Source organism: Pseudomonas sp. Pseusp88 (assembly GCF_047303955.1).
In the GTDB taxonomy this organism is placed as follows: Bacteria; Pseudomonadota; Gammaproteobacteria; order Pseudomonadales; family Pseudomonadaceae; genus Aquipseudomonas.
Genome location: NZ_JBGLYM010000004.1, coordinates 136,766 through 153,155, shown reverse-complemented (window position 1 = coordinate 153,155; position 16,390 = coordinate 136,766). Strand labels below are relative to the sequence as shown.

Here is a 16,390-nt window from a genome sequence, read left to right as displayed (position 1 = left end):
GTTCCCCGGCTACAGACGTTTATTTGAAACAGTTACAGATGCGACTCCGCATATTCAGCCAGGATAGAGCGCGGTACACCCTGAAGGGTGATATGCACGCCGTTGGGGAAGTCCTTGAAGCGCTCCGTGAGGTAGGTCAGGCCGGAACTGGTGGCCGACAGGTAAGGCGTATCGATCTGCGCCAGGTTACCCAGGCAGACCACTTTGGAACCGGCACCGGCGCGGGTGATGATGGTTTTCATCTGGTGCGGGGTGAGGTTCTGGCATTCGTCGATGAGAATCAGGCTCTGCTGGAAGCTGCGACCGCGAATGTAGTTAAGGGATTTGAACTGCAAGGGCACTTTGCTAAGGATGTAATCGACGCTGCCATGGGTGTTTTCATCATCCATGTGCAAGGCCTCGAGGTTGTCGGTGATGGCGCCGAGCCACGGCTCCATTTTTTCTGCTTCGGTGCCGGGCAGGAAGCCGATTTCCTGATCCAGCCCCTGCACACTGCGGGTAGCGATGATGCGGCGATAACGCTTACTGACCATGGTCTGCTCGATAGCAGCGGCCAGTGCCAGGATGGTCTTGCCCGAGCCCGCAGCGCCGGACAGGTTGACCAGGTGGATATCGGGATCGAGCAGGGCGAACAGTGCCAGGCCCTGATAAATGTCGCGAGGCTTGAGGCCCCAGGCTTCCTGATGCAGCAGTGGCTCCTGATGCATATCGAGGATCAGCAATTCATCGGCCTTGACGCCTTTGATCCAGCCGACAAAGCCCTGCTCGTCAACAATAAACTCGTTGATATGCACGGAAGGCAGCACATCGCTCATCTGCACCCGATGCCAGGTGCGGCCATGATCCTGACGGGTCTCGACCTTGCTGACCCGGTCCCAGAACGAGCCGGTCAAGGTGTGATAACCACGGGACAGCATCGACACGTCATCGACCAGTTGATCGGTGCTGTAGTCTTCGGCGGCGATCCCGCAGGCCCGCGCCTTGAGGCGCATATTGATGTCTTTGGTCACCAGCACCAGGCGCAGGTCCTTGTCGCGCGCGTGCAGGTCGATCAATTGATTGATAATGATGTTGTCGTTGAGGTGTTCGGGCAGCAGGCTGTTGGGTTCCTCGCGCTTGCTCATGAGGATCGACAGAAAGCCCTTGAACACGCCGGTGCCGCGATCAATGGGTACGCCTTTTTCAACATCCTCCGGTGTGGCTTCGCCCAGGGTTTTGTCGATCAGGCGGATGGCCTGACGGCATTCTGCAGCCACCGAATGCTTGCCGGCCTTGAGCTTGTCGAGCTCCTCAAGGACCGTCATCGGGATGGCGACGTGGTGTTCTTCGAAATTCAGCAGTGCGTTTGGATCATGAATCAATACGTTGGTATCGAGCACGTAAAGGATTGGCTGGTTAGAGGAAGGGGTGCGTCCGTGATCATCCATACTCGCTCACCTTTGTAGAAGCCAGGCGGCGCAGAGCCAACATACTGCGCCACGAAAAGGCCGCCGAGGCTCTCTCCTTCAGGCAGGAGAGAAATGCTCAAAATGGAGTCCGGGAAGACGCCACCTGTGTTGCAGGGTTCGGCGGTCTGTCTTCGTAATACCGCAAAACAGATGACAGAAAAAAGCTCTTTGACAGTTTTTTGAAGTTTATTTCACAGTATGACGAATAGCCCTTGGCGAGGGCGCTGCACACGTTTACAGTCGGAAGTCCGCTCCAGGCAAAATCACGTAGGAATCTTCCTACGCGCTCCTGCAAAAACCCTCTCCAGCCCTTATTCCACGGGCCTTTCCGGTATCTGACGACAGTCCTGCCACTGCACGCCGCTTTGTCCGGTATTGAGCAGCAGCCAGGGCAACGCATCCTGGGCCTTGCTGCCGGTGTCATGGAACATGATGGTGCCGCGCCGCCACAGCAGCATCAGGGTCAAGACACGCTCGGCACTCTGCTGCGGGGTGAGTCGCGGATTCAGATCCTGGGAGTCGATGCTCCACAGTGATACCCGCAGGTCCTGGGACCGGAAGAACTCCGCGCTGTCGGCCCGACGATGACCATAAGGCGGGCGGAACAACGGCACGTAGTTGTCCGGCAGCAGTTGCTGGACCAGTGCGGCACTGCGCGCCACCGAGTTCTGCCAGTCCACCCACTGGCTGTGGGAACGGTATTCCCAGCCCTGGATGCCAACGCATTGCAGACGATAAAGATCCTGCAACCTGGCCGCCGAGCTGTCCTCCAGGCGATCCTGCAGGCTCTTGCCAAGCACGTTGAAGGTGGCGGTGAGTTTCTGTTGACGCATGAAATCGGTCAGCCAATCGGTGCCGCCATCCACCGCCGTCGGGCCGCTATCGAAATTGAGCATGAAGGTGCGGTCAGGCATTTCATCGCCACTCAGCTCGTCGGAGTTGTAGCGCTCGATTTCGCTGCTGGTCTGGGGGAACAACGCCGCCATGCGCAGCAGCTCGTTCAGATAGCGGGCGTGAAACGCATCGCTCGGCTTGGCCCAGCTGGCATAGAAGGAGTCATCGGCGATCTGGTATTCGGCGGCCCGCTCGCGCAACTGGTCCATCTCATCGGCCAATACGCAGAAAGAAGCGTCCTGCTCACAGCTCTTCTGAGCGAACTGATAGTTCTCAAGCAGGCGCGTCCACAGGCGATTACGTACCAGATTGATCGACTGCATATTCACCGAACGCAGGCCCAGGCGCGCCTTGAGGCCTTCCTCATCGAGGCCTTCGCTGACATACAGGGCATGGGCGAACGCGAGGATTTCCGCACGCGAGGCGACATCGAACAATTGCTCCGAGGTCAACTGCTCGGGCCAGACGCTGCGGTCCATGGTCGCCGGCGGCGGCAACGCTGCCTGGGCATTGAGCCAGAACACTCCGGCGCACACTGCTATCAAGATCCGCAAAGCCACTGCACTCATCCTTAGACAAACCTGTTTGAACCAGCCCGGCACTATAGCCGATCCCGATGCCACACCTGATGTCGTGGCTGATACAAAGCCGGGCCAGCTGTGATCGAGTCGAGACTATCGCCGCCATAGCTGGAGTCGCGCACGTCATATCTCTAGAATCCCCCGACGATTAAAGGAGACGACGTTATGCTGATGGTGATTTCCCCAGCCAAGACCCTCGATTTCGAAACACCGCCCACCACGACGCGTTTCACCCAGCCGCAATATCTGGACCATTCTCAGGAACTGATCACACAATTGCGCGAACTGAGCCCGGCGCAGATCAGCGAGCTGATGCACCTCTCGGACAAGCTCGCAGGCCTCAATGCCGCACGCTTCGGCAGCTGGACCCCGGCCTTTACTCCGGAAAATGCCAAGCAGGCCTTGCTGGCGTTCAAGGGCGATGTCTACACCGGTCTGCAGGCCGAAACCCTGAATGACCAAGAATTGACGTATGCCCAAGACCACTTGCGCATGCTTTCGGGCCTGTACGGCCTGCTGCGCCCCCTGGACCTGATGCAGCCCTACCGCCTGGAAATGGGTACCCGCCTGGCCAACGCCCGGGGCAAGGACCTGTACGCCTTCTGGGGCACGCGCATCAGCGAATGGCTGAACCAGGCCCTGGCCGATCAGGGCGATGATCTGCTGCTGAATCTGGCATCCACCGAGTATTTTTCAGCGGTCAAGCGTTCGGCCCTCAAGGCGCGGATCATCGACACCGAGTTCAAGGACCTGAAAAACGGCCAGTACAAGATCATCAGCTTCTATGCCAAGAAAGCCCGAGGCATGATGAGCCGCTTCGTCATCAGCGAGCGCATCAATGACCCAGCAGCCTTGAAGCAGTTCGACGTGCAGGGTTATCGCTACAGCAGCGAGCAATCGGCCCCGGACAAACTGGTGTTCCTGCGCGACAGCCCCGAGCAGTAATCGGACACAACCGCTACCTGAACTGAAATGCGATTTCTGCAGGAGCGGCCGGGTGGCGTTCCGCTGGCTGGCGATCGAGTGCAAAGCGCTCGCAACAGCGTCCGTGACTGACCTGACGCCATCGCCAGCTAGTCGGCTCCTACCGCTCCGGTATTTTCTTCGCAAGACCTACGTTCGAACCTCAGACGAGCCGTTTCCAGGTCGATCATCAAACACTCGAAATGACAATTTATTGGCGACATAAAATTGTCGAGCAACTCGACAACTAAGCAGTCTCAAAAAAATAACAACTTTTTTTCAGTACTGGCATTTGGCTCATTTGTAGTGATGGCAAATAAACATCCCCCACCGGCAACTACCCATGAACTAAGGGCGAAACATAAGTCGCCATCAAAATGCGACCACCGTCACATTCCCTCTGATCCGGGCCGATTCTCAAAAAGAGGACGAGTGGCCAGGAACTTATCCAAAGAGGCCATGCTCCTACATCCCGTAACAATTATCGTCTGTGACGTGAGAGATCACTTACATCACACCGAGAAGATCAGGAAGTTCCGAGAGGAACTTCTGGCTTAATCGCCAGAGACGCAAGTACCGGGAGAAGAAGCACTTTACATTAGATGGAGTTAAACCGGGCTCAGCACCATCGAAGTGCTGGCTACGATCACTCAGGCGCATCAGGCCGGGGGCTTTGGCTCAAGGCTGTGATTGAGGGTTCGTGTGCATCCGCCCCCAGGGAGTGGCTCACCACTTCACCAGAGCAAGATCCCGTGCCCTCCGGACACGAGCTACTTGCCACTCATCGCTGCTGCGGTTCGAGTTTGCCTAAGTTAATAGGCACTCATTATTAATCCTGCCTGTGTTCGATTCTTCGGCCTTAATCCGTCGAACTTTCGAGCGCGCGTTAACTGCTGGTCAATACAACTATCCAGCCAACTTATGGCGTGAAATCGAGGAGAAAGACGATGCGTATCAGCATCTTTGGTTTGGGCTACGTCGGTGCAGTATGTGCCGGTTGCCTGTCAGCGCGAGGTCATGATGTTGTCGGTGTGGATATCTCCAGCGCCAAGATTGACCTGATCAACCAGGGCAAGTCGCCGATTGTCGAACCGGGCCTGGGCGAGTTGCTCGAAAAGGGCATCAACACCGGCCGACTGCGCGGCACCACGGACTTTTCCGAGGCCATCCGTGCCACCGACCTGTCGATGATCTGCGTTGGCACGCCAAGCAAGAAGAATGGCGACCTGGAACTGGATTTCATCGAGTCCGTTTGCCGCGAAATCGGTTTTGTCCTGCGTGACAAGACTTCCCGCCACACCATCGTGGTGCGCAGTACCGTACTGCCGGGCACTGTCGCCAACGTGGTGATTCCTATCCTCGAAGACTGCTCCGGCAAGAAGGCCGGTGTTGATTTCGGTGTCGCAGTGAACCCTGAGTTCCTGCGTGAAAGCACCGCGATCAAAGACTACGACCATCCGCCAATGACCGTTATCGGTGAGTTCGACAAGGCTTCCGGCGACGTGCTGCAAGCCCTGTACGAAGAACTCGACGCGCCGATCATCCGCAAGGACATCGCCGTTGCCGAGATGATCAAGTACACCTGCAACGTCTGGCATGCGACCAAGGTCACCTTCGCCAACGAAATCGGCAACATCGCCAAGGCTGTGGGTGTCGATGGTCGCGAAGTGATGGAAGTGGTCTGCCAGGACAAGCAATTGAACCTGTCCCAGTACTACATGCGTCCTGGCTTCGCTTTCGGCGGCTCGTGCCTGCCAAAAGACGTCCGCGCCCTGACCTACCGCGCCAGCAGCCTGGACGTGGAAGCGCCGCTGCTCAACTCGCTGATGCGCAGCAACGTCTCCCAGGTGCAGAACGCCTTCGACATCGTTGCCAGTCACGACACCCGCAAGGTCGCCCTGCTCGGCCTGAGCTTCAAGGCCGGTACCGACGATCTGCGCGAAAGCCCGCTGGTGGAGCTGGCCGAGATGCTGATCGGCAAGGGTTTCGACCTGAGCATCTTCGACAGCAACGTCGAATACGCCCGCGTCCACGGTGCCAACAAAGACTACATCGAGTCGAAGATCCCTCACGTTTCGTCGCTGCTCAACTCTGATTTCGATCAGGTGATCAACGACTCCGACGTGATCATCCTCGGCAACCGCGACGAGCGCTTCCGTGCTCTGGCGGACAAGGCGCCGGTCGGCAAGCACGTCGTCGATCTGGTCGGCTTCATGAGCAAGACCACCGGTGAAAGCGGCCGGTCCGAAGGGATTTGCTGGTAACGCCCTTGGGCCTCCGATCTCGGGGGCCCTAGTGGGGGCGAATTCTGTGGGAGCGAATTCATTCGCGAATGCAGTGTTTCAGACGACGAAGAAGCGCCGGATATGCCGCCCTCTTCGCAGATGAATCCGCTCCCACAACCCGCTCCCACATGTTCCGACACCGCTTAACGACGAGACGGATGCAGACTATGCACAGGCTAAAGCATGGCCTCCTACAGGCCGCAGGTTGGCTGTTTTACCTCAGTTTCTTGATGGCCTTGGCCCTGGCCTTGCCGACGAGCATCTTTGACTCGCAGTCCAAGAACTTTATTTTCCTGATTGGCGCCGTGGGTATCTGGCGCTACTCGATGGGCATTACGCACTTTCTGCGCGGCATGCTGTTTCTCTACGTGGTCTACCCGCACCTGCGGCGCAAAGTGCGCAAGCTGGGCGAAGCGGCGGACCCGTCCCATGTATTTCTGATGGTCACCAGTTTTCGCATCGACGCCCTGACCACCGCCCAGGTGTACAGCTCGGTGATCCGCGAAGCCATCGAATGCGGCTACCCGACCACCGTGGTCTGCTCGCTGGTGGAGATGTCCGACGAATTGCTGGTCAAGGCCCTGTGGGCGCGGATGAATCCGCCGTCTCGCGTGACCCTGGACTTCGTGCGCATCGCCGGTACCGGCAAACGCGACGGCCTGGCCTTTGGTTTCCGCGCTATCTCGCGCCACCTGCCCGACGAGCGTGCAGTGGTTGCGGTGATCGATGGCGACACCGTGCTCAGTGAAGGCGTGGTGCGCAAAACCGTGCCGTGGTTCCAGCTGTTCGGCAACGTCGGCGGCCTGACCACCAACGAGTTCTGCGAAGTGCGCGGCGGCTACATCATGAGCGAGTGGCACAAGCTGCGTTTCGCCCAGCGCCACATCAACATGTGCTCCATGGCCCTGTCCAAGCGCGTGCTGACCATGACCGGGCGCATGTCGGTGTTCCGCGCCACGGTTGTGACCGATCCCGAGTTCATTGCCGACGTTGAAAGCGACTCCCTGCATCACTGGCGTCTGGGCACCTTCAAGTTCCTTACCGGTGACGACAAATCCAGTTGGTTCAGCCTGATGCGCCTGGGCTACGACACCTTTTACGTACCGGATGCCGCGATCAACACCGTCGAGCATCCACCGGAAAAAAGCTTCTTCAAGGCCAGCCGCAAACTGATGTACCGCTGGTACGGCAACAACCTGCGGCAGAACTCCCGCGCTCTGGGCCTGGGGGTCAATCGCCTCGGCGTGTTCACCAGCGTGGTGCTGTTCGATCAGCGCGTGTCCATGTGGACGTCGATTCTCGGCCTGACCGTGGCCCTGATCGCCAGCTGCAAATACGGTGTGACCTTTTTGCTGATGTACCTGCTGTGGATCGGTATTACCCGCCTGGTCCTCACCCTGCTGCTGTCGTGCAGCGGGCACAGCATCGGCCCGGCCTACCCGGTGATTCTCTATTACAACCAGATCGTCGGCGCCCTGATGAAGATCTACGTGTTCTTCCGTCTCGACCGCCAGTCCTGGACACGCCAGGACACCAAGCTCAGCCGCGACATGGCCAGTTTCCAGGGTTGGTTCAACACTTGGTCGTCGCGAACCATGACCTTTTCTGCCGGCAGCATTTTCGTCGCCGTACTGCTGACGATGGTCTGAGCCTCGCCAGGTATCAGTGGACCAATGGATCAATCGATTAATCAGGAATTACCGACATGAATACAGCCGTGAATGTGAACGTCGTCCATGAATCCGAAGCCCAGCGCCAACATGCCCGGGTCAAGATTCCCGCCAAGCTGCGCCTGCTCAACGGGCAACCCAACGCCCCACTGGTGCGTATCGAAGACCTCTCTGCCGGTGGCCTGAGCTATGTCGCACCGGCGAGCCAACGGCCAACGGTCGGCGAGGTGATCAAGGGCCGCCTGCAGTTCCTCATCGATAATCTCGGCCTGGCCATGGATGTCGAGCTGCAAGTACGCTCCTTCGACGCCGCCAGCGGCCGGGTCGGCTGCCAGTTCCAGCATCTGGAAGCCCAGGACATCGCGACCTTGCGCCATCTGATCACCTCGCATCTGAGCGGCGATATCGTCAGCATGGGCGAAGTACTCGCTACCCTGCAGCGTGACAACTTCACCAAGGCGCGCAAGATCAAGGGCGATGGCAACGGCATGAGCGTTCTCGGCCGGATCCGTGCCGTGACCTTCAGCCTCGGTGTGTTTGTCGTCGGTCTGGTGGCCTTCGGTTTCATCTTCAAGACCGTCTACGGCCTGTACTTCGTCAGCCACGCCGAAGCCGGTGTGGTCAGCGTCCCCGGTATGGACGTGACCATGCCCCGTGAAGGCACCGTGCAAAGCCTGGTCGGCGCAGATGGCGTAGTCACCAAGGACGCACCACTGGCGTCTTTCAGCACCAACATGCTGGAAATGCTTCAGGGCCATCTGGATGACACAATGCTGCAACCGGCCAAGGTTGAAGAGCTGTTCGGGCGCAAGCTCAGCGGCACCCTGACCAGCCCTTGCGACTGCACCGTGGCCCGCCAACTGGTTGCCAACGGCCAATACGCCGCCAAGGGCCAGGTGATTTTCCAACTGGTGCCGCGTAACACCGCCGCCACCATTGATGCGCGCTTCAACTATCGCCAGTTCGGCAATGTCATGCCGGGCACCCGTGTGAACTTCCAGATTGCCGGTGAAAACGAAACCCGCAGCGGCGTGATCACCAGCAGCACCAACCTGGCCGCCAACGACCTGTCCACCGACATCCGTGTGCAAATCCAGCCGGACCAGGCCCTGGACAGCCGTTACGCCGGCAAGCCGGTTGAAGTGACCAGCGACCGGGGCCCGTCCCTGAGCTGGGTGATCGATAAAGCCATGGCTGCGGGTCTCTGACCATGACTGGCCCGTTGCGACACTTGTCGACTCCCGCGCTGTTGAGCATTGCTGTAGCCATCGGCATCAGCGGCTGCGCCGGTCTGCCTGACCAGCGCCTGGCCAATGAAGCCCTCAAGCACGGCGATACCGCGCTGGCCGAGCAGAACTACCGGCAACTGGCTGACCTGGGCTATAGCGATGCCCAGGTCGGGCTGGCCGATATCCAGGTCGAAAGCCGCGACCCGGCGCAGATGAAACTGGCCGAGGCGACCTACCGCGCCGCCGCCGAGACTTCGGTTCGAGCTCAATCGCGCCTGGGCCGCCTGCTGGCAACCAAGCCCGGCGCTACAGCGGCCGAACAACGCGAGGCCGAAGGCCTGCTGCAGAAGTCCATCAACAATGGCGAGACCGGTTCGGTTCTGCCCCTGGCGATGCTCTATCTGCAATACCCGCAGACCTTCCCTCAGGTCAACGCGCAGCAGAAGATCGATCAATGGCGCAAGGCCGGTTTCCCCGAGGCTGGCCTGGCCCAGGTGCTGCTGTATCGCGCCCAGGGCACCTACGATCAGCACTTGGCGGACGTCGAGAACATCTGCAAGCCGCTGCTGGCCAGCACCGACATCTGCTACATCGAGCTGGCCACCGTCTACCAGAAGCGTGGCGAGGCCGACAAAGACAAACTGGCCGCCCTGCTTGACCAGTTGCAGGACGCCTACCGCATCGGTGTCGTCGATCCGGCACGGGTCGATGGCGTAGCACGGGTTCTGGCTGATCCAGAGATCGGCAAGCCGGACGAAAAGACCGCACAGGCACTGCTGGAGAAAGTCGCGCCGGGCTATCCGATCTCCTGGGTCACCCTGGCCAAGCTGCTCTACGACTTCCCCGACCTGGGCGACGTCGACAAGATGATGGAATACCTGGACAACGGCCGCGCTGCCGACCAGCCCCGCGCCGAACTGCTGCTGGGCAAGCTCTACTACGAGGGCAAGCTGGTCCCGGCCGATCCGGCCAAGTCCGAAGAACACCTGAAGAAGGCTGCCAACACTGAACTGGCCGCCCACTACTACCTGGGGCAGATCTATCGCCGGGGCTACCTGGGTGATGTTTACCCGCAGAAAGCCACCGACGAGTTGCTCAAAGCCGCACGTGGCGGCCAGAACAGCGCCGACTTCGCCCTCGCCCAGCTGTTTTCCCAGGGCAAGGGCACCAAGCCCGACCCGGTCAATGCCTGGGTCTTCGGCCAACTGGCGCTCAAGCAAGACACTCCCGAAGCCAAGGATCTGGCCCAGCAACTCAGCGAACAATTGCCGCCTGACAAGCTCGCCGCCGCCCAACGGCTGCTGCAGCAAGAGCAACAGGTACGGGGCGCGACTGCCAACCAGAACAATGCACTGGTGATGCAGGCCCTGCAAAAACAAGACGGCGAGGACGCACTATGAAGTTGAACCCCTTGATGGCAGCCGGGCTTGGCCTGGGCTTTACCCTGCTGTGGGCCTGCCCGACGCTGGCGGCCCTGACCGAAGACAAGAACTTCGGTATTGAAATCAAAGCCACCGCGCAGTCCGAAGATGACCGCGACCTCGGCACCCGTGATGGCGGCGACGTCAATGGCCTGGGCCTTGACCTGCGTCCCTGGGCTTACTTCGAGAATGGTAACTGGAGCGCCTACGCCATGGGCCAGGCCGTGACCGCCACCGATATCGTCGAAACCGATACCCTGCGCCAGTCCGCCGATGGCAGCCAGCAAGACGACAGCTCTGCCGACAAGCGTAAACCCGACAAGAGCTACCTGGCCCTGCGTGAATTCTGGGTCGGTTACAGCGGTTTCACGCCCTATCCCGGCGAACTGCTCAAGTTCGGTCGCCAGCGCCTGCGCAACGACGATGGCCAGTGGCGTGACACCAACATCGAGGCGCTGAACTGGGACTTCGACACCACTCTGCTGCGCGCCCACCTGGGTGCCGCCGAACGCTTCAGCGAATACCGTACCGACCTCACCGAGCTGGCGCCCCAGGATAAGGATCGCCTGCATGTCTACGGCGATATCTACGCTCAGTGGATGCCCGGCCAATGGGTCGGCCTGCGTGCGCACCATACCCATGACGACGGCCACCTGAAGACCGGCAGCACTGAGGTCGACTCCCTGGACAAGACCGAAAACGGCGACCTGACCTGGCTCGGCCTGGACGTCAACAGTGACGCCTACAACCACAACAACACCAATACGCTCAATTACTGGGGCAGCGTCACCGGCCTCAGTGGTTCGCGGCACAGCATCAGCCCGCTGGACCAGAACGGCGTCCGGGTGGCCGGGCAGAAAAGCAGCGACGACGTCAACGGCTGGGCCACCGACCTTGGCTTGCGTCTGCGCCTGGACCCGCAATGGCAGGTCGGCGCGGCATATGCCCGGGCCAGCGGCGAGTACGAACAGAATGGTCTGGAGAGCAACCGCTCATCCTTCACCGGCACTCGCTCGCGCGTCCACCGTTTCGGCGAAGCCTTTCGCGGCAGCATGAACAACATGCAGTCGGCGACCCTGTTCGGTTCCTGGGAGCTGCGCGACGAATACGACGCCAGCCTGGTCTACCACAAGTTCTGGCGCGTCGACGGCAACAAGCCGGTCACCGGCACAGGCATCGATGCCGTGGACAACAGCACCGACCCGCTGACCGGCCTGGAATCGAGCACTTCCCTGCCCTTGGTCGATGGCAAGAAAGACCTGGGTCAGGAAATGGATCTGGTGGTCACCAAGTACTTCAAACAAGGTCTGTTACCTGCGGCCCTGAGCCAGTCCATCGACGAACCTTCGGCCCTTGTGCGTTTCCGGGGTGGCGTGTTCAAGCCCGGTGATGCCTATGGCAGCGGTGTGGACAGTTATATGCACCGTGCGTTTATCGACGTGATCTGGCGCTTCTGATGAACGCACAGGCCCCCCGATCTGTAGGAGCGAGGCTTGCCCGCGAAGGAAGTGTTGCAGCCTATGAAGATGTATCGAATGTATTGGCCTCTTCGCGGGCACGTCAGGTCGCCGCATCGCTCGCTCCAACGGGCCGGGTTAATTCGACTAATTACGCGTTGTTTGATAATGAGGGTGCAATGAGATGAACAGTCAAGCAAGCCGCAGGCTCTGGCCCTGCACCCTGCTCGGCGGCGCACTGTTGCTGGCAGGCGGTACGGCCCTGGCCAATGCCCCCGTTAGCGGCGCCACCGACAAAGTGGTCAAGGAGCTGCAACAGGCCAAGACCTATACCATCAGCAGCCCGCCCGTGGAGCCCCTGGCCCTGGCCAAGCCGGTGCCGCCGGACCTGTCCGGCTACACCGCCGAAGCCGCCGCTGCGAAGATCGTGCGCAGCAAGCCGGGCAAGGTACGGGTCACCCGCTTCATGATGGAAGACGCCCTCAAGGAATTCGTCGGCGGCGATAACAAGCTGGCCGAGTGGGTGCGTCGTCAGCACGGCATTCCCCAGGCGATCTTCATCGAAGACGGCTACGTCAACCTGCGTGACCTGACCAAGACCCTGCCGAAGAAATACTTCAGCGAAACGTCGCCAGGCGTGTTCCTGGCACGGATCCCGATCGTGGTCGGGCGCAAGGGTATCTTCGAGATCGACGGCAAGACTCAGGAACTGCGCCTGTCCCAGGAAGGCGGTTCGTTCCTGATCAACGACGGCCAGATGTTCATTCGGGACACCAAGGTCACCGGCTGGCGCGAGGCCGACAACGGCCCGGCGACCTTCCGCTCGCCCAAGGAATTTCGCCCGTTCCTGCTGGCCTGGGGCGGCACCGACACCTACATCATCAATAGCAAGATGGCCAGCTTCGGTTACGCCAACAGCAAGTCCTACGGGGTCAGTATTTCCCAGTACACGCCGAACATGGCCAAGGTGCTCAAGCGCCCGGAACCCACCGGCTGGATCATCGGCTCCGAGTTCAGCGACATGTGGTACGGCTTCTACTGCTATGAAGCGCGCGACGTGGTGGTCAAAGGCAATACCTACAAGGACAACATCGTCTACGGCATCGACCCCCACGACCGTTCCCACGGGCTGATCATTGCCAACAACATCGTCCACGGGACCAAGAAGAAGCACGGCATCATCATTTCCCGTGAAGTGAACGACAGCTTCATCTTCGGCAACAAGAGCTATGACAACCACCTCTCGGGCCTGGTGATCGACCGTAACAGTGTGAACAACCTGGTGGCCTACAACGAGATCTACCAGAACCACACCGACGGCATCACCTTGTACGAAAGCGCGGACAACCTGCTCTACGGCAACCGCGTCATCGCCAACCGTCGCCACGGCATCCGCGTGCGCAACAGCGTCAACGTGCGGCTGTACGAGAACATCGCCATGGGCAACGGCCTGATGGGCGTGTTCGGCCACATCAAGGACCTGAGCGACACCGACCGCGACATCGCTCTGGACCCGTTCGACGCCGAAGTCTCGCTGATCGTGGTCGGTGGTGAACTGGCCGGCAATGGTTCCGGCCCCCTGTCCATCGACTCGCCCCTGAGCGTGGAGCTCTACAAGGTGTCGATGAAAGCCCCGGTCAAGGCCAGCGGCATCAGCTTCAACGGTGTCCTGGGCGACCGTCAGGGAGAAATCCTCGATCTGCTGGTGCGCCAGCAAAAAGCCGTATTGATCGATCCGGTCGAACGCCAAGCCGATCTTCGCGACTGAGCAAAGGTATTTTTTATGCACGCCCATTTGATCAAGCTTCTCAGTTTCAGCGGCCTCAGCGCCGCCCTGTTTGCCATCAGCGCAGGCACCGCCAGCGCCGAAAATCTGCCCGCGGCACCGACCTTCACCGCCGAGCCGTGCTGCAACCTGTGCCCGCAAGCCCATGACGCCAAGAACTACGTCACGCGCTACCAGCAGAACTTCACCACTCTGGTCCAGGCCCAGGGCGACTGGCTGTTCCGTACCCAGGAAGACTTGCGTACCGAGTTCAACACCACGCCCGAAGGGTACCGGCGCATGCAGGAACTGCACGACGCGTTCAAGAGCAAGGGCGTCGAGCTGGTGGTGGTCTATCAGCCGACCCGTGGTCTGGTGGACCGCAACAAACTATTCCCGGCCGAACGCGACAAGTTCGACTACGACACCGCGCTGAAAAACTACCAGGCGATGCTCGGTCGTTTCAGCAAGATGGGTTACTGGGTGCCGGACCTGTCGCCGTTGACCAACGAGCAACAGGCTCATGATTTCTACTTCCGCGGCGACCAGCACTGGACGCCGTACGGTGCTGAGCGCACGGCAAAAATCGTCGCCGAGACGGTGAAGAAGATGCCGCAGTTCGCTGATATCCCGCGACGCGAATTCGAGACCCATCGCATCGGCCGCATGGGCAAGAAAGGCACCCTGCACAACATGGCCGGGCAGCTGTGCGGCACCAGCTACGCGATCCAGTACATGGACCAGTTCGGTACCGAGCCCAAGGGCGAAGCTGCCGACGGTGACCTGTTCGGCGATTCCGCCACTCCGCAGATCACCCTGGTCGGCACCAGTCACAGTGGCAAAAACTACAACTTCGGCGGTTTCCTGCAGCAGTACATCGGCGCCGAAGTGCTCAACGTCGCCTTCCCCGGCGGCGGCCTGGAAGGCTCGATGTTGCAATACCTGGGCAGCGACGACTTCCAGAAACATCCACCGAAGATCCTGATCTGGGAATTTTCCCCGCTGTACAGACTCGACCAGGAGACCATCTACCGCCAGATGATGTCACTGCTGGGCAACGGTTGCGAAGGCAAGCCCGCGCTGATGAGCGCCAAGGCCTCCCTCAAGACCGGCACCAACGAAATACTGGTCAATGGCGGCGCCAAGGACGTGCGTAACGGCAGTAATCAGGTCGACATCCGCTTTGCCGACACCTCGGTGAAAACCCTGCAGGCCCGCCTCTGGTACATGAACGGGCGCCACGAAGACCTGAAGATCGAAAAACCGGAGACATCCGATACCGACGGGCGCTTCGCCTTTGAACTGCGCGAGGACAAGGACTGGGCAGACCAACAACTGCTCGCACTGGAACTGCAAGGCCCGGAAGCGGGCGCGGCACCTCAGCAAGTCGAAGCGACAGTATGCAAACGCAACGTATTCCCCGGCGTGGGCAAAAGCTCCACCGCCCAGGCCGGGCTATGAGGTTTCCTATGCACACTAAAAGACTGATGCTTCCATCCCTGTTGTCCCTGGCCATGCTGTTCGCAGCCGGTACCACCCAGGCCGCTGGCACGTTGGTGCCGCCCCAGGGCTACTACGCCGCGATCGACAAGGTAAAGGACAAGGCCGGCAACTTCAGCTGCGATGCAGTACCGCAGCCCTACACCGGCGCCTTGCAGTTCCGCAGCAAATACGAAGGTTCGGACAAATCCCGTTCGACCTTCAACGCGGCCTCCGACCAAGCGTTCAAAGACACCACCAAGAGCATCACCTCCCTTGAGCGCGATATCAGCAAGGTGGTCATGCAGTACATGCGCGACGGCCGTCCGGAACAACTGGATTGCGCGCTCAACCTGCTGACCAGTTGGGCCAAGGCCGATGCTCTGGAGTCCACCGACTTCAACCACACCGGCAAGTCCATGCGCAAATGGGCCCTGGGCAGCATGGCCTCGTCTTACCTGCGCCTGAAGTTCTCCGATTCGCATCCGCTGGCCACCCGCCAACAGGAAGCGCAGGTCATCGAAGCCTGGTTCAGCAAGCTCGGCACTCAGGTGGTCAGCGACTGGGACAATCTGCCTCTGGACAAGACCAACAACCATTCGTACTGGGCAGCCTGGGCCGTGATGGCAACATCGGTAGCGACCAATCGCAAGGACCTGTTCGACTGGTCGGTGAAGGAATTCCGCCTGGCCGCCAGCCAGGTTGACCCGAACGGCTTCCTGCCCAACGAGCTCAAACGCAAGCAGCGCGCCCTCGCCTATCACAACTACGCCCTGGCACCGCTGGCCATGATCGCCAGCTTCGCCCAGGTCAATGGTGTCGATCTGCGGTCGGAAAACAACGGCGCCCTCAAGCGTCTCGGCGACCAAGTACTGGCCGGGGTCAAGAGCCCCGACGCCATTGCCTCGCGCAGTGGCGAATCCCAGGACATGACCGACCTCAAGGCAGACAACAAATACGCCTGGCTGGAACCCTATTGCTCGCTCTACACCTGTGCCCCGGATGTGCTTGACCGCAAACACAAGATGCAGCCGTTCAAGAACCCGCGTCTGGGCGGTGATGTGACCAAGGTCTACGACCCGAGTCATGACAAGGGCGACAAAGGCGGTACCTAAGGGACTGACACAAACCCGGTGGGAGCGGATTCATCCGCGAAAGGACCGGTACATTCGCCACATATGAGCTGTCTTCACTGACC

Annotated in this window: 11 protein-coding genes; 9 read left to right on the top strand and 2 right to left on the bottom strand. The window is 59.9% G+C overall.

Annotation, left to right across the window (positions count from 1 at the left end):
• Nucleotides 1-32: 32 nt before the first annotated feature.
• Both ACCD02_RS07320 and ACCD02_RS07315 read right to left on the bottom strand, forming a co-directional pair.
• A complete protein-coding gene (locus ACCD02_RS07320; RefSeq protein ID WP_413299900.1) occupies nucleotides 33-1,427 on the bottom strand; it encodes a PhoH family protein in 1,395 nt (464 codons plus the stop codon).
• Between the two features lie 332 nt (nucleotides 1,428-1,759).
• The gene (locus ACCD02_RS07315; protein WP_413299898.1) at nucleotides 1,760-2,911 is read right to left on the bottom strand and encodes a polysaccharide deacetylase family protein; all 1,152 of its coding nucleotides are present in this window, start codon (nucleotides 2,909-2,911) and stop codon (nucleotides 1,760-1,762) included.
• Nucleotides 2,912-3,088: 177 nt separating this feature from the next.
• Here ACCD02_RS07315 and yaaA point away from each other — a divergent pair, with 177 nt between their 5' ends.
• From yaaA to ACCD02_RS07270, 9 genes are all read left to right on the top strand, one after another.
• Nucleotides 3,089-3,868: a peroxide stress protein YaaA gene (yaaA, locus tag ACCD02_RS07310; RefSeq protein WP_413299896.1), complete on the top strand. Its 780-nt coding sequence runs from the start codon at nucleotides 3,089-3,091 to the stop codon at nucleotides 3,866-3,868.
• A 965-nt stretch (nucleotides 3,869-4,833) separates the two neighbouring features.
• On the top strand, nucleotides 4,834-6,150 hold the full coding sequence (locus tag ACCD02_RS07305; RefSeq protein ID WP_413299894.1) for a nucleotide sugar dehydrogenase: 1,317 nt from the start codon (nucleotides 4,834-4,836) through the stop codon (nucleotides 6,148-6,150).
• A 188-nt stretch (nucleotides 6,151-6,338) separates the two neighbouring features.
• Entirely contained in the window at nucleotides 6,339-7,820 is a 1,482-nt protein-coding gene (gene alg8 / locus ACCD02_RS07300) for a mannuronan synthase (protein WP_413299892.1), read from the top strand.
• A gap of 56 nt (nucleotides 7,821-7,876) precedes the next feature.
• On the top strand, nucleotides 7,877-9,049 hold the full coding sequence (locus tag ACCD02_RS07295) for a PilZ domain-containing protein (RefSeq protein WP_413299890.1): 1,173 nt from the start codon (nucleotides 7,877-7,879) through the stop codon (nucleotides 9,047-9,049).
• 2 nt (nucleotides 9,050-9,051) lie between these two features.
• Nucleotides 9,052-10,470 (top strand): alginate biosynthesis TPR repeat lipoprotein AlgK, encoded by a 1,419-nt coding sequence (gene algK / locus ACCD02_RS07290; protein ID WP_413299888.1) that lies wholly within the window; start codon nucleotides 9,052-9,054, stop codon nucleotides 10,468-10,470.
• On the top strand, nucleotides 10,467-11,948 hold the full coding sequence (locus ACCD02_RS07285) for an alginate export family protein (protein WP_413299886.1): 1,482 nt from the start codon (nucleotides 10,467-10,469) through the stop codon (nucleotides 11,946-11,948). The genes algK and ACCD02_RS07285 overlap by 4 nt, the downstream gene beginning before the upstream one ends.
• 184 nt (nucleotides 11,949-12,132) lie before the next feature.
• On the top strand, nucleotides 12,133-13,716 hold the full coding sequence (algG, locus tag ACCD02_RS07280) for a mannuronan 5-epimerase AlgG (RefSeq protein ID WP_413299884.1): 1,584 nt from the start codon (nucleotides 12,133-12,135) through the stop codon (nucleotides 13,714-13,716).
• 15 nt (nucleotides 13,717-13,731) lie between these two features.
• Nucleotides 13,732-15,174, top strand: coding sequence for an alginate O-acetyltransferase (locus ACCD02_RS07275; RefSeq protein ID WP_413299882.1), 1,443 nt, complete (start codon nucleotides 13,732-13,734; stop codon nucleotides 15,172-15,174).
• Between the two features lie 8 nt (nucleotides 15,175-15,182).
• Entirely contained in the window at nucleotides 15,183-16,307 is a 1,125-nt protein-coding gene (locus ACCD02_RS07270) for a mannuronate-specific alginate lyase (RefSeq protein ID WP_413299880.1), read from the top strand.
• The last annotated feature ends 83 nt before the right edge of the window (nucleotides 16,308-16,390 follow it).

Coding starts and splice junctions, on each gene's coding strand:
- ACCD02_RS07320 (WP_413299900.1), bottom strand. CDS start 1,427: ATGGATGATCACGGACGCACCCCTTCCTCTAACCAGCCAATCCTTTAC.
- ACCD02_RS07315 (WP_413299898.1), bottom strand. CDS start 2,911: ATGAGTGCAGTGGCTTTGCGGATCTTGATAGCAGTGTGCGCCGGAGTG.
- yaaA (WP_413299896.1), top strand. CDS start 3,089: ATGCTGATGGTGATTTCCCCAGCCAAGACCCTCGATTTCGAAACACCG.
- ACCD02_RS07305 (WP_413299894.1), top strand. CDS start 4,834: ATGCGTATCAGCATCTTTGGTTTGGGCTACGTCGGTGCAGTATGTGCC.
- alg8 (WP_413299892.1), top strand. CDS start 6,339: ATGCACAGGCTAAAGCATGGCCTCCTACAGGCCGCAGGTTGGCTGTTT.
- ACCD02_RS07295 (WP_413299890.1), top strand. CDS start 7,877: ATGAATACAGCCGTGAATGTGAACGTCGTCCATGAATCCGAAGCCCAG.
- algK (WP_413299888.1), top strand. CDS start 9,052: ATGACTGGCCCGTTGCGACACTTGTCGACTCCCGCGCTGTTGAGCATT.
- ACCD02_RS07285 (WP_413299886.1), top strand. CDS start 10,467: ATGAAGTTGAACCCCTTGATGGCAGCCGGGCTTGGCCTGGGCTTTACC.
- algG (WP_413299884.1), top strand. CDS start 12,133: ATGAACAGTCAAGCAAGCCGCAGGCTCTGGCCCTGCACCCTGCTCGGC.
- ACCD02_RS07275 (WP_413299882.1), top strand. CDS start 13,732: ATGCACGCCCATTTGATCAAGCTTCTCAGTTTCAGCGGCCTCAGCGCC.
- ACCD02_RS07270 (WP_413299880.1), top strand. CDS start 15,183: ATGCACACTAAAAGACTGATGCTTCCATCCCTGTTGTCCCTGGCCATG.